The 13004-nt window shown below is 62.7% G+C and carries 12 protein-coding genes; 10 read left to right on the top strand and 2 right to left on the bottom strand.

Annotated elements, in window-relative coordinates; translation table 11 throughout:
- Positions 1-145 precede the first annotated feature (145 nt).
- Complete coding sequence (locus J2858_RS22770) at positions 146-1057, bottom strand: 2-dehydro-3-deoxygalactonokinase (protein WP_210107166.1); 912 nt, start codon at positions 1055-1057, stop codon at positions 146-148.
- 116 nt (positions 1058-1173) lie between these two features.
- Between J2858_RS22770 and J2858_RS22765 the strand changes: the two genes are divergently transcribed.
- The 9 genes from J2858_RS22765 (at position 1174) to J2858_RS22725 (ending at position 10886) form a co-directional block, all read left to right on the top strand.
- Complete coding sequence (locus J2858_RS22765) at positions 1174-2082, top strand: dihydrodipicolinate synthase family protein (protein ID WP_210107165.1); 909 nt, start codon at positions 1174-1176, stop codon at positions 2080-2082.
- The gene (locus J2858_RS22760) at positions 2079-3245 is read left to right on the top strand and encodes a mandelate racemase/muconate lactonizing enzyme family protein (RefSeq protein ID WP_210107164.1); all 1167 of its coding nucleotides are present in this window, start codon (positions 2079-2081) and stop codon (positions 3243-3245) included. The genes J2858_RS22765 and J2858_RS22760 overlap by 4 nt, the downstream gene beginning before the upstream one ends.
- 24 nt (positions 3246-3269) lie before the next feature.
- Positions 3270-4541: an ABC transporter substrate-binding protein gene (locus tag J2858_RS22755; protein WP_210107163.1), complete on the top strand. Its 1272-nt coding sequence runs from the start codon at positions 3270-3272 to the stop codon at positions 4539-4541.
- Between the two features lie 69 nt (positions 4542-4610).
- Positions 4611-5537: a carbohydrate ABC transporter permease gene (locus tag J2858_RS22750; protein WP_210107162.1), complete on the top strand. Its 927-nt coding sequence runs from the start codon at positions 4611-4613 to the stop codon at positions 5535-5537.
- A gap of 10 nt (positions 5538-5547) precedes the next feature.
- Positions 5548-6378 carry a carbohydrate ABC transporter permease gene (locus J2858_RS22745; RefSeq protein ID WP_210107161.1) on the top strand — a complete coding sequence of 277 codons (831 nt, stop codon included), beginning with the start codon at positions 5548-5550 and terminating at the stop codon, positions 6376-6378.
- A 2-nt stretch (positions 6379-6380) separates the two neighbouring features.
- Positions 6381-7463 carry an ABC transporter ATP-binding protein gene (locus tag J2858_RS22740; RefSeq protein ID WP_210107160.1) on the top strand — a complete coding sequence of 361 codons (1083 nt, stop codon included), beginning with the start codon at positions 6381-6383 and terminating at the stop codon, positions 7461-7463.
- Positions 7460-8443, top strand: coding sequence for an NAD-dependent epimerase/dehydratase family protein (locus tag J2858_RS22735; RefSeq protein WP_210107159.1), 984 nt, complete (start codon positions 7460-7462; stop codon positions 8441-8443). The genes J2858_RS22740 and J2858_RS22735 overlap by 4 nt, the downstream gene beginning before the upstream one ends.
- Positions 8440-10122 (top strand): SMP-30/gluconolactonase/LRE family protein, encoded by a 1683-nt coding sequence (locus J2858_RS22730; RefSeq protein ID WP_210107158.1) that lies wholly within the window; start codon positions 8440-8442, stop codon positions 10120-10122. Before J2858_RS22735 ends, J2858_RS22730 begins: the two co-directional genes overlap by 4 nt.
- Before the next feature lie 2 nt (positions 10123-10124).
- A complete protein-coding gene (locus tag J2858_RS22725; protein WP_210107157.1) occupies positions 10125-10886 on the top strand; it encodes an SDR family NAD(P)-dependent oxidoreductase in 762 nt (253 codons plus the stop codon).
- Between the two features lie 308 nt (positions 10887-11194).
- Here J2858_RS22725 and J2858_RS22720 read toward each other — a convergent pair whose 3' ends face one another.
- Entirely contained in the window at positions 11195-11812 is a 618-nt protein-coding gene (locus J2858_RS22720) for a TetR/AcrR family transcriptional regulator (RefSeq protein WP_210107156.1), read from the bottom strand.
- A gap of 88 nt (positions 11813-11900) precedes the next feature.
- Here J2858_RS22720 and J2858_RS22715 point away from each other — a divergent pair, with 88 nt between their 5' ends.
- Entirely contained in the window at positions 11901-12674 is a 774-nt protein-coding gene (locus J2858_RS22715) for an SDR family oxidoreductase (protein WP_210107155.1), read from the top strand.
- Positions 12675-13004: the final 330 nt, after the last annotated feature.

Below are 13004 nucleotides of genomic sequence, written 5' to 3'. Positions count from 1 at the left end.
CAAGACGCTCGTCAGAAAGGCGGACGAGAGAACCGTCGAAACAACATGGAGACGAATAGGAGAACTCCTCAAGGCGTTCAGTCCGCAGGAGTGCTTAAACTATTTTAGACATGCAGGTTATGGTTCAAATTAAATCTGACAGACTCTAGACGAGTGTATGCCGCAAGACGTCCAGCGCACCCCGTGTGAGCACGTCGTCCTCCCCCATCGTGATCCGGAGACCGAATACATCCGCTGCGATCTGATAGAGGTCGTTGAGGCCATCATTGCCGATGATCGCGGCCGGATCCCCCTCCCGATACCAGCCCGCCTCGCGCGCCTGCCTGAACTCCTGGCCGATCACAAGACCGCGCACATAGGAGCGCAGCTGGTCGGCCGAGAGCCGGCCGGCAAGCCCCCCGGTGCGCGCCGAAAACAGCAGCGAGAGCATGGCGCCAGTCTCCTTTGCCTCCGCCAGGCCTTGGTGATAGGCGTCTGGATCGTCGACCGGCGGCTGGGTTGCCCCGCGCGCGATGAAGGAATGGTTCATGAGCAGCGCGAAGAGTTCGCCGGTCACGAAGGTCTGGAAGCCGTCGATGCGGCCGCCGCCGACCCTTGCCCACTTGCTGTGGGTGCCCGGGATGATGAGGGTCTGATCGGCATTCAGGCCATGGCCTGCGATCTGGGTTTCCTCTCCGCGCATCACATCGGGAAACGGCCGCCGCGCCGGATCGGTCAACCCCGGAAGGAGGACGAGATTGGAACCGTTCGGAAGCATCATCCGCACGGTTCCGCGCGCAAGCTCTGCGGGTCCGGCCGGGCAAGGCACATAGGCCACCTCGATCCAGCCATTGCGGCTGGTGATCATGCCGAGCGCTGCAACCGGCAGCGCTCCGTGCGCGGTAAGCCAGGGAGACAGGGTCGCCATCAAGGCTGCCTCGTGTTGCCCCTTGCTGAGGGTTGAGATCCCCTGGGGCGACTCAATCACGTCAAGCTCCTGGCCGTCGGCTCCGACCAGCGTTGCCCTCAATGAGGTCGTTCCCCAATCCACAACGATCGATGCCGGTTGTCCTGTCATGCTCTGCGCCTCTTCCACTCTTTTTTGCCTGAGGGCTTGTCATAAAGCGCTGGCATATGTAGTGTCAATTAGTGAATTCATAGTGCCAATATATGATACCAATTGTGAGGGAGAGCATGATGATCGGCTTGAAGGGCATTCTGCCCGTGCTGCCAACGCCATTTCTGGCGGACGGAAGTGTCGATGAGGCAGGCATGGCGCGGCTGGTTCGCTTTGCTCTCGAGCAGGGTGTCGACGGCGTGGTGTTTCCCGGATTTGCCAGCGAGGTGGAGAGCCTGGATGCCCGTGAGCGTGCAAGGCTTCTGCGCATCGTGGTCGAAACAGTGGCCGGCCGCGTGCCGGTCGTTGCCGGTGCCAGTGCTGCCGATTGGCGGGACGTGGTGGAGCATGGCCGCGTGGCCGCCGGTCTCGGCGTTGGCCACCTGATGGTGCAGCCGCCAAAATCCGTCGGCACGGACGCGCCGGCCGTCATCGATTTCCTCGGCAAGATCCTGGAGGCGCTGCCGCAGGTGGAGGTCATCCTGCAGAATGCACCGGCCCCGCGTGGATCCGATCTGACGCCGGAGGCCATCGTCGACATCATCCACGCCCTGCCGCGCGTCACCTATGTCAAGGAAGAGACTCTGCCGGCCGGTCCCGCCATCAGCCACATCGTCGCCCATGCGCCGGAAAGCCTGAAGGGCGTGATCGGCGGCGGCGGCGCCCGCTACATTCTGGATGAATATGCGCGCGGTGCGACCGCCGCCATGCCGGCGCTGGAAATCGTCGAGGAGCATGTCGCCATCGACCGCGCCCTTGCCGCCGGCCGGCGCGACGAAGCCCGCCGGATCTATGTGCGCACCCTGCCGCTTCTGGTTCTGCAGGCCGTCTACCGCATGCGGCTGACAAAATACGTCCTGATGCGCCGCGGCATCATCGAGGGTGTCGGCGTGCGGGCGCCAACCCCCGATCTCGATGCGGCTGCCATTGCCGACATCGACGCCAACCTTCTGGAACTTGGCCTCCTCGGCAGGGAGGCCGCATGAACAGCCCCGTCTCGACGATCGAGGTCTTCACGCTCACACAACCACGCAAGGTGCCCTATCTCGGCGCGCTTCGCGAGGGGGAGGTGGTCAACCCGAACGGCTATATCGTGCGCAAGGGAAACCGCACGGTCTATCCGACCTTCGACCGCAGCGTGCTTGTCCGCATGACGACACAAGGCGGCACCGTTGGCTGGGGCGAAACCTATGGTATCGTTGCCCCGGGCGCAGTCGCGGCCCTGATCAACGATCTCCTGGCCGGCTTCGTCATCGGCCGCGATGCATCCGATCCGTCGGCGATCTACGACGACCTCTATGACATGATGCGGGTGCGCGGCTATACCGGCGGCTTCTATGTCGATGCGCTGGCCGCCCTCGATATCGCGCTCTGGGATATTGCAGGGCAGGAGGCGGGCAAATCCGTTCGTGACCTGCTTGGTGGCGGTGTCGACAGCTTTTCGGCCTATGTCTCGGGTCTGCCGGAAAAAACGCTCGCGGCTCGCGGCGACCTCGCCAGATACTGGCAGGACCGCGGCTTTGATGCCTTCAAGTTTGCCACCCCCGTTGCCGATGATGGCCCGGCCGCCGAGATGGAAAACCTGCGCAGGGTTCTGGGGCCTAAGGCCAGGATCGCTGCTGACATGCACTGGAACCAGACGCCGGATCGGGCTTTGGAACTGATCGCGCAAATGGCACCGTTTGACCCCTGGTTTGCCGAGGCGCCCGTCTGGACGGAAGACATTGCAGGCCTCGAAAAAGTCTCTAAGGGTACGGATATTCCGATCGCCGTCGGCGAGGAATGGCGCACCCACTGGGACATGCGCGCCCGCATCGAACGCTGCCGCATCGCCATCGTCCAGCCGGAAATGGGTCACAAGGGCATCACCAACTTCATCCGCATCGGCGCGCTTGCCGCCGAACACGGCATTGACGTGATCCCGCATGCGACCGTCGGCGCCGGCATTTTCCTGGCCGCCAGCCTGCAGGCCTCATCCACCCTGCCGACGCTGAAGGGCCATGAATTCCAGCATTCGATCTTCGAGCCGAACCGCCGCCTGCTGAGCGGCGACATGGATTGCCGCGACGGCCGATATCACCTGCCGTCCGGGCCGGGCCTTGGGGTTGCGCCATCGCAGGCGGCCCTTGATCTGCTCGAACGTATTTAACCGGGCTCTTTGGAGGAGGAAGCCATGACCCTGAACGTGAAAAGACTGGCGCTTGGCGCTGCAACCGCAACCTTGATGACGATGGGCAACCTTGCCCCGGCCATGGCCGAAACCGTCCTCAAGTTCATCTCGTGGCAGACCGACGATGCCGGGACCGGCGAATGGTGGCACGCTGTCATTGCCGCCTTCGAGAAGCAGCATCCCGGCGTCAGGATCGAGTTCACCAAGGCCGAACGCAGCGCCTACGCCGATACGATGACGACGCTGTTTGCCGCAAACCAGCCGCCGCAGATCGTCCATCTCGCCTCCTTCGAATTCCAGATGTTCGCCGACAGCGGCTGGCTGGAGCCGCTCGATCCGTGGCTGAAGAAGGACGGCATCGACATGACCGGCTGGGCCGGCCAGCAGAAATGCGAATGGAACGGCGAAACCGTCTGCATCATGACGAATTATTTCGGCTTCGTCATGGCCTACAACAAGAAGATCCTCAATGAAGCCAGCGTTGCCGTGCCGAAGACCTATGACGAATTCCTGGCAGCAGCCAAGGCGACGACCAAGGATCTGAACGGCGACGGCATCATCGACCAATTCGGCACCGGCCATGAAACCAAGGGCGGTCCGGGCCAGTACCTGACCGAAATGCTGAACTACATCATCGATGCGAAGGCCTACTGGACCGACAAGGACGGCAATATCACCATCGATACGCCGGAAATGGTCGAGGGGCTCACCCGCTGGAAGACCGTGATGAAAAGCGGCGTCAGTCCCGTGGACATGAGCGCGAGCGATGTGCGCAAACTGTTTGCCGACGGCAAGATGGCCATGCGCCTCGACGGACCGTGGCTCTATGGCACGACCGAGAAGGGAACCGCCAAGAGCGACATCGTCTATACCGTGCCGCCCTTCACGCCTCCGCTTGGCGGCTCCTCCAACGTGCTTGCCATGCCAGCAGACATTCCTGACGACCAGAAGGCTCTTGTCTGGGATTTCATCAAGCTGACAATGACGCCGGAATTCCAGCGCAGCTACGCCACGATGGGCGGCAATACGCCTCCAAGCCCGAAGGCTGATGTCTCCGGCGTCGAAAAGACCATTCCGCATTTTCCGGTCCTCATCCAGACGATGAAGGAAGCCGCCGCCGCGGGCATCGACCGCGTGCCGACGGGTCTCGAACTCTACTACAACGAGTTCAGCAAGATGGTGATGGAAGAGACGCAGCGGATGATCATCCAGGATCTTGATCCGGCAGCCGTCGCAAAGACGATGCAGGCGAAGGCCGAGGCGATCAAGGGCTGAGGCGATCTTCAGGGCAGGGGCCTCTTGCGGCCCCCGCACCACTTTCAGCATCCGGCAGGAGAACCATCCATGACCGACACCGTCCAGGCGGGGCGGCGCAAGTTCTTTGACCTTGCGCGCCCCAGCCGGCAGCATCTTCTCGGCTACATCCTGATCGCTCCGGCGGTGCTGATGGTAGCCGCCATCATCGTCTGGCCGCTGATTCTGGCGATCGACCTGTCGTTCCAGCAGGTGAAGATTCCTAGGCTCGGCGGTGCCAGCCGACCGTTCTCGATAAGCAACTACACCTGGCTTTTTTCCTCGCAGGAATTCTGGCTGGCCTGCTGGGTCACGCTCAAGCTCGTGGTCATCGTGACCGCCGGAAGCGTGGCCGTTGGCCTCAGCACCGCGCTTCTTGCCAACAACCGCTTCAGGGGGCGCACGGTCGCGCGTCTCGGCATGGCTCTGCCCTGGGCGGTGCCGGAAATCATCGCCGTCGTCATCTTCGCCTGGATGTTCGACACGTCCTTCGGCCTGTTCGGCTGGCTGGCGATCCAGCTCGGCTTCGCCGACCAGATGATCCCGTGGGTCAGCAGTTCCACGGCGGCCTTCTGGGCCGTGGCAATCACCATGGTGTGGAAGGGCTTTCCCTTCGTTTCGATCATGTGCCTTGCCGGATTGCAGTCGATCCCGTCCGACTATTACGCAGCCGCCAAGGTGGATGGGGCGAGCGTCTGGCAGCGTTTCCGCTGGATCACCATGCCGCTTCTGATGCCCGTTCTCGGCGTCACGCTGGTGCTGACGCTGCTTTGGGTGTTCCGGGATTTTTCGATCATCAAGGTGCTGACCGGCGGCGGACCGCTGCGCTCCACCCAGACGCTCTCGATCATGACCTATGACCAGGCCTTCCAGTATCACAACTTCGGCCGCGCTGCAGCGGTGGGCGTTGTGACGCTCGTCATCTGCATCATTGCCAGCCTGCTGATGCTCGGCCGGCGTTCGAAATCGATCTATTGAGGAGGCCCTGATGAAACGTAGCTTCGCCCAGAGCCTTGCTCTCTATGCCACCGTGATCTTCACGCTGGCGATGATCCTTTTCCCGGTCTACTGGCTGCTCGTCACGGCGCTGTCGACCACGAATGAACTCTACCGCCTGCCGCCGACCTTCTGGCCGGCCGACCCGCAATGGGGCATTTTCGCCCGCGTCTGGGCGGCAAAGCCGATCCTCCTGTGGCTGTGGAACTCCATGCTGGCGGCCGTCGGCTCCGTCGCGCTCTCCATGCTGGTCTCCGTCAGTGCCGGTTACGCGCTGTCGCGCTACTCGATGCGGGGAGGGGCAACGATGGGCCTCTTCGTGCTCACCGCCAAGATGCTGCCGGCGACCCTGCTGGTCATCCCGCTCTTCTCGATCTTTTCGAGTTTCGGCCTGATCGGTAGCCTCTGGACGCTGGTGCTTGCCCATTCCACCATGATCATCCCCTTCGCCACCTGGATGCTGAAAGGCTATTTCGACACCATTCCGAAGGAGCTTGAACAGGCTGCCATGGTGGATGGCTGCTCGCCGATCGGAGCGATGGTGCGCGTCGTGTTGCCCATCGCAACCCCGGGGCTTGCCGCCACGGCACTCTATGCCTTCGTGCTGAGCTGGGCCGATTATGCCTATGCCCGCACGTTCCTCGTCAATTCCCCGGACAACTGGACGGCCAATCTCGGCATCACGACGATGCAGGGCGAATATGTCACCTACTGGAACGACATTTCCGCCGCGTCGGTGTTCATCGCCGTGCCGATCATCGCAATCTACCTGTTCCTCGAACGTTATTTGGTCGGCGGCCTCACCGCTGGCGCGGAGAAATAAGCATGGCCAATATTTCCATTCGCAATGTCAGCAAGTCCTATGGCGCCCTTAACGTTCTGAGGCCCTTTTCGCTGGAAATCGAGGATGGCGAGTTCGTGGTGCTGGTTGGCCCGTCCGGCTGCGGCAAGTCGACGATGCTGAAGATCCTCGCGGGCCTTGAGCCCGCCAGCGAAGGCCAGATCTTCATCGGCGAGCGGGAGGTCACCGATCTCTCCCCCGGCGATCGCGATATCGCCATGGTCTTCCAGAACTACGCGCTCTACCCGCACCTGACCGTCCGGCAGAACATCGGGTTCGGACTGAAGATGCGCGGCACCGACAAGGCGGAACTGGACCGGCGCGTCGACGATGCGGCGCGCATTCTGGAGGTGACGCCCTATCTGGATCGCAAACCGAAGGACCTCTCCGGCGGCCAGCGCCAGCGCGTCGCTCTCGGGCGGGCGATCGTGCGCCAACCTCAGGCTTTTCTCATGGACGAACCCCTGTCCAACCTCGATGCCAAGCTGCGCGTCCACATGCGCGCCGAAATCGGGGCGCTGCACAAGCGCATCGGCGTGACCACCGTTTATGTCACCCATGACCAGGTGGAGGCGATGACCATGGCGGATCGCGTCGTCATCATGCAGGGCGGCATCATCCAGCAGATCGCCGCCCCGGACGAGCTTTTCAACAATCCCGCAAACCTCTTCGTCGCGGGCTTCATCGGGTCGCCCGGCATGAACTTTCTGAACGCCGACCTCACCGCAGGACGCCTGACGGCCTTCGGCCAGCAGATGGAACTCACAAGGGCTGCCAACCACCATGGCCCGGTGATCGTCGGAGTGCGGCCCGAGCACCTGACGCTCAACGACGCGCCGGTGACGTTTGGCGTGCGCCCGACGCTCGTGGAAAGCCTCGGATCGGAAAAATACGTCTATTTCGATACCGAAGGCGCCCGGATCGCCGATGGCGAGGATGGCAAGACCAAGGGGCTGATCGCCCGGGTATCCCACAGCGGGCCGTTGCCGCGGCAGGAGGAGTTGCGGCTCGGCTTTGATCCCGCCCATCTCTATCTGTTCGATGCCAGGACGGGGGCGCGGCTATGATCCTCGTTACCGGATCGGCCGGCCGCGTCGGTCGCGGCGTTGTCGCAGCCTTGCGGGCAAACGGGCGGCCCGTGCGCGGGTTTGACCTGCGGCCTTCGGGAATGGGGGGCGACGAGGTCGTCGGCTCGCTGGAGGATGCCGCCCGCCTCAGCGAGGCGACCATCGGGGTGAGCGCCATCGTGCATCTCGGCGCCTTCATGTCCTGGGACCCCGCGGATGGCGAGCGCATGTTCGGCGTCAATGTCGAAGGCACCCGCCGTCTTCTGGTTGCCGCCGCGGCGGCCAAGATCAAGCGCTTCGTCTTTGCCTCCTCGGGTGAGGTCTATCCGGAGAATCGTCCGGACTATCTGCCGGTGACGGAGGACCACCCGCTCAATCCGAATTCGCCTTATGGCCTGACCAAGCTCCTCGGCGAGGAACTGGTGCGGTTTTTCGAGCGAACCGGCGCGTTCGAGACGGTGATCCTGCGCTTTTCGCACACGCAGGATGCCTCAGAGCTTCTCGATGAGGAGAGTTTCTTTTCAGGCCCGCGCTTTTTCCTGCGCCCGCGGATCCGGCAGCAGGAGACGTTCGGCAACACCGCCAATGCCGATCTCCTGCGCTCCAGGGATATCGGTAGGCCCGCCCATGTGCTCGCCCGCAACGAGAATGGCAGGCCCTTTCGCATGCACATCACCGAGACGCGCGACATGGTCGCGGGCGTTCTTCTCTCACTCGATCATCCCGATGCGGCGGGCGGCATCTTCAATCTCGGCTCGGACGAGCCCTTCGATTTTGCCGTGCTCCTGCCCCAGATGGCTGCACGAACCGGACTTCCCGTCGTGCCAGTCGATTTTCCCGGCGCCGGCGTCTATTACCATACGTCAAACGCACGGATCAGAAACACGTTGGGGTTTGAAGCGAGATGGACGATGGAGCGGATGCTGGACGAGGCAATGGCCGCAAGACGGCAGCGCTTCGGTCGGGAGGGGACACCGTGAAGCCGGAGACGCCGGGGGGAACGGCAGCGCTTTCGAAGGGGCTTTCGCTGCTCGACATGGTGGCAGACGCCCCCGAACCGTTGCGGTTTGCCGAATTGCTGCGGGCGTCAGGCCTGCCGAAACCGACCTTTGCGCGCATTCTGCGCACCCTCATCGCCTACGGACTGGTGCGCCAGGACGAGGCCCGCGGGACCTATGTGCTTGGGCAGCGCTTTCTGGAAATGTCGCACAAGGTCTGGGAGAGCTTTGATCTCGTTTCCGCAGCCACACCCGAACTGGAACGGCTGGCCGCCGAACTGGGCGAGACCGTCGCCCTGTGCCGTCTGGACGGTGTGACGGCGCAGTATCTGGCGGAACGCTCCCCCAATGGCGTTTCCGTCCGCGTCGAAGTGGGCCGCCGGGTACCGCTTCACTGCACGGCACCGGGCAAGACACTGCTTGCTTTCCAGGATCCCGCCGTCGGACGGGCGCTCCTCGACCGGCTGACGCTCGACGCCCATACCCCTCATTCCGTCACCACGCTTGAGGCGCTGCAGGCGGACCTCACCCTCACGCGCGCCCGCGGCTATGCAATCTCCTATGAAGAGCATCTGCCGGGGGTCAATTCCGTCGCAGCCCCGGTGATGGGGCGCGACAACACGCCGATCGGGGTCCTGGTGGCGCTTGGGCCGTCGTCGCGTCTTGAAGCCTCCAATATTCATCCGGCCGGGCGCGAACTGATTGCCGCGGCCCGGCGCATTACGGGGGCCGCCGGCGCCGTTGCCATCAGTTCGCGGCCACGCCCGCGTTCGGCCGTCAGCCGGCCGACGGCGGATCTCAGCTGCATTCTTCCCTGGGGCGCCCAGCTCGGCGAAAGCCCGGTCTGGCACGAGGGCGAAAACGCGCTCTACTGGGTGGATATCCTGCACCCCTCCGTTCATCGTTTCGATCCGGCAACGGGCCGCAACGAGACGGCGGAGACCGGAAAGCTGGTGAGCGCCGTCATTCCGGTAAGCCAGAACCGCCTGCTGGTTGCTTCGCAGGACGGTCTGGAATGGCTGGATTTCGCCTCCGGGCGCCTCACGCCCTTCGTGAACCCGGAAGGCGGCATTGCCGACAACCGCCTTAACGACGCCAAATGCGGACCGGATGGCGCCGTCTGGGTCGGCTCGATGCGCATCGATGCCTCCAAGCCGACCGGCGCTCTTTATCGGATTACCCCGGCCGGCGCGTTTGAACGCAAGGAAGGCGGCGTCATTGTCTCGAACGGGCTGGGCTGGAGCCCCGACGGGCGGACATTCTACTTCGTCGATACGGTTCCAGGCCTGATCCACGCCTATGACTGCGATCCGTCGACCGGGGCGCTGTCCGGCCGCCGCGACTTTGCCCGCATCCCCGTCGCCGACGGCCGCCCCGATGGGCTGGCCGTTGATGCGCAAGGCGGGGTGTGGTGCGCGGTCTGGGACGGGTGGTGCGTGAGGCGCTACCTGCCCAACGGCAAGCTCGACCAGGTCATCGAACTGCCCGTTCCGCGCCCGACGAGCATCGCCTTTGGCGGACCGGACCTGTCGACCCTGTTTATCACCAGCGCCCGCACACGCCTACCGGCCTCAGCGCTTGCCGACGCGCCACTATCGGGCGGCCTGTTTTCCTGCCGTCCCGGCGTCTCCGGCGCCCGCGTTCAATTGTTTGAGGGTTAAATATGCGTCTGGAGACCCTGTTTGGCCTAAAGGGCCGCACCGCCCTTGTCACCGGATCGAGCCGCGGCATAGGGGCCGCGATTGCCGAAGGGCTGGCAGGTGCCGGGGCGCATGTCATCCTGCACGGCATCCGGGAGGGAAGTACCGCGGGCGTTGAGCAGCGCATCGCCAAGGCGGGCGGTACGGCGCAGGAACTTGCCGGCGATCTGTCTGCGGCGGGGTCAGGCCGCGACCTCATCGAACGGGCCGAAGCCATCGCGCCGGTGGATATACTGGTCATCAATGCCAGTGCGCAGATCAATGCGCCGCTCAGCGCGCTCACCGCAGACGATCTGGCATTCCAGCTGACGGTCAACCTGGTCTCGACCGTCGACATGCTGCAGACCGTCCTGCCGCGGATGGCAGCCCGAAAGTGGGGAAGGGTCGTCTCCATCGGATCGGTGAACCAGTTGCGGCCGAAGGGCATCGTCACGGCCTATGCGGCGACGAAGGCTGCGCAACACAACCTCATCCAGAGCCAGGCGCGCGACTATGCCCGCGACAATGTGCTGCTCAACACGCTCGCACCCGGTCTCATCGATACCGACCGCAACGCCGATCGCCGCGACAACGACCCGGAAGGCTGGGCCGAATACACCCGTGCACTGAACTGGATGGGCCGCGCCGGCCAGGCGGAAGAAATGGTGGGCGCGGCCATTTTCCTGTCATCCCAGGCCTGCAGCTTCATGACCGGCGAAACCATCTTCCTGACAGGAGGCTATTAGAGGCGGCGCGGACAAACATCGTCACCGCAGCACACTGTGAAACGAAGGGGGACGTGACACCCGGCGATCGCATGGCGTTGGGGCGGATGCATAGACCAAAAGTATCCACCGTCATCAAGGTCCATATTGTCTCAAGCCGCACGACCGATCCGCATATGGTATGCAATGGAATTCAGTTACTTGGAGGGTCTGATAAGCAGGTCGCAGGTTCGTATGGGTTCAACGCGTCCATGGGCAAACCATCGAAGAGGCCCTGCGACGCTTGCGGTCGGCACAAGCAGGTCACGTGTCTTTGGCCCAACTCCCTTTTAGGTGCTACGCTTCCCAGGCCAGGCCGTGAGTGCGAGATCGACCAACCGTTTCAGCTGCGCATTGCAGGCACCATCGCAGGCCTGTGCCGACATGCCTTGGATAATAGCACCATAGAAGCGGGCGAGCGTATCGGTGTCGGTCTGAACAGGCAGTTCGCCTTCCTCGATGGCGCGATCGAAGCGGGCTTTGAGGATCTGCATCGACGCCTCGCGCAATGCCGCCGTCATACGCGCGACGGATGCGTTCTCTTCCGCATGCTGCAGGACGGCCGTCGAGACTATGCAGCCTCGCGGCTTATCGGGCTGGGTGTCGCCATCAGCAATATCGTAGAGGTACAGCTTCAGGGCGTCGTAAGCCGGACGGCTCGATTGCAGGATCTCTAACCGGCGGCTGTTTTCGCGGACGATGCTGAAATCGAGGGCTCGACGGTACAGTTCTTCCTTGGAGCCGAACATTGAATAGAGGGTCGGCGGATTGATACCCATGGCTTTGGTCAGGTCGGCGGTTGAGGTCCCTTCATAGCCGCGTTCCCAGAACAGCCGTGCCGCGATGTCGAGCCCCACGTCGCGATCGAGCAGGCGCGGTCTGCCTCGTTTGCGGGTTGGATTCGTCATTAAAATAGTGACTCCTATTAAATTGTTGACAGGCGGATTTCATTTATTATTATAGGGATCACTATTTAATCTAGCAACGGAGTGATCCATGTCCCAAAGACTAGCAAACAAGATAGCCCTCATCACAGGAAGTTCGCGCGGCATCGGCCGCGCCGTTGCTCTTGCGTTCGCGAAGGAGGGCGCGGCACTGATTGGTGTGCACTACACCGCGAATGCCGATGCGGCAAATACCACCATACGTGACATCGAGGCACTTGGCGTCAAGGCCGTCGGTGTGAGGGCTGATCTGAGGCAGGGCAAGGACGCCGCCGACAGCCTCTGGGCGCAGTTGGGCGAAGCCGCGCGTACCGAGACGGGGTCTTCTGCTCTCGATATTCTGGTAAACAATGCCGGCATCGCGCCCGCACTGCCGTTGAAGCAGACGAGCGAAGCTGCTTTCGACGAAGTGATGACGATCAACTACAAGGCGCCCTTCTTCCTGATCCAGGCACTGGCCGATCACATTCGAGACAACGGCCGGATCATCAATGTGTCCACCGGGTTTACGCGCATCGCCGCGCCGACCCATCCCGCCTATGCGGCTTCCAAGGGGGCGCTGGAGACGTTGACACTGGCGTTGGCACCTGAATTTGCTGCTCGCGGGATTACGGTCAACGCCGTGCTGCCAGGTGTGACGGAGACGGATATGAATGCCGAGTGGCTGGCATCACCGGATGCGCGCGCCGGTGCCGAAGCCCTCTCGGTCTTCTCCCGTGTCGGAAAGGCGGAAGACGTCGCCGACGTTATCGCATTCCTCGCATCAAACGATGCGCGTTGGACGACGGGCCAGATGATTGATGCGACAGGTGGTGCCCGGATCTGATTGATCCCGGCACTTTGCTATGTTTGCTGCCATTCAAACAGTGGCAGAGGATGAATGGTTGACGAGGAGCCGGTTGAGGTCTGGTTCCACGTCAATCCACCATAAAGGATTTCGCTCCCCGAGCGCGATTCTGTCTTCACCAACTTGGCTGGGCGCATTCACCAGCCTGGCCTCATCCTCTAGCGTCGGATCGCGCTTGCCGAAACGTGCCGCCAAGACATGCGTTTGGTTCCGATCCCTTCAAGAGCTAGAAAGTCGACCCATCATGCCAATGATGACTGACATGATGGGGGCGGATGGTACCAACCTTCCAACTCAGCGGGACCGACC

This window comes from Neorhizobium galegae (genome assembly GCF_017877135.1).
Taxonomy (GTDB): domain Bacteria; phylum Pseudomonadota; class Alphaproteobacteria; order Rhizobiales; family Rhizobiaceae; genus Neorhizobium; species Neorhizobium galegae_A.
The sequence above is the reverse complement of the archived record's forward strand: the minus strand, read 5'-3'. Positions and strand labels throughout refer to the sequence as shown.

Coding starts and splice junctions, on each gene's coding strand:
- J2858_RS22770 (WP_210107166.1), bottom strand. CDS start 1,057: ATGACAGGACAACCGGCATCGATCGTTGTGGATTGGGGAACGACCTCA.
- J2858_RS22765 (WP_210107165.1), top strand. CDS start 1,174: ATGATGATCGGCTTGAAGGGCATTCTGCCCGTGCTGCCAACGCCATTT.
- J2858_RS22760 (WP_210107164.1), top strand. CDS start 2,079: ATGAACAGCCCCGTCTCGACGATCGAGGTCTTCACGCTCACACAACCA.
- J2858_RS22755 (WP_210107163.1), top strand. CDS start 3,270: ATGACCCTGAACGTGAAAAGACTGGCGCTTGGCGCTGCAACCGCAACC.
- J2858_RS22750 (WP_210107162.1), top strand. CDS start 4,611: ATGACCGACACCGTCCAGGCGGGGCGGCGCAAGTTCTTTGACCTTGCG.
- J2858_RS22745 (WP_210107161.1), top strand. CDS start 5,548: ATGAAACGTAGCTTCGCCCAGAGCCTTGCTCTCTATGCCACCGTGATC.
- J2858_RS22740 (WP_210107160.1), top strand. CDS start 6,381: ATGGCCAATATTTCCATTCGCAATGTCAGCAAGTCCTATGGCGCCCTT.
- J2858_RS22735 (WP_210107159.1), top strand. CDS start 7,460: ATGATCCTCGTTACCGGATCGGCCGGCCGCGTCGGTCGCGGCGTTGTC.
- J2858_RS22725 (WP_210107157.1), top strand. CDS start 10,125: ATGCGTCTGGAGACCCTGTTTGGCCTAAAGGGCCGCACCGCCCTTGTC.
- J2858_RS22720 (WP_210107156.1), bottom strand. CDS start 11,812: ATGACGAATCCAACCCGCAAACGAGGCAGACCGCGCCTGCTCGATCGC.
- J2858_RS22715 (WP_210107155.1), top strand. CDS start 11,901: ATGTCCCAAAGACTAGCAAACAAGATAGCCCTCATCACAGGAAGTTCG.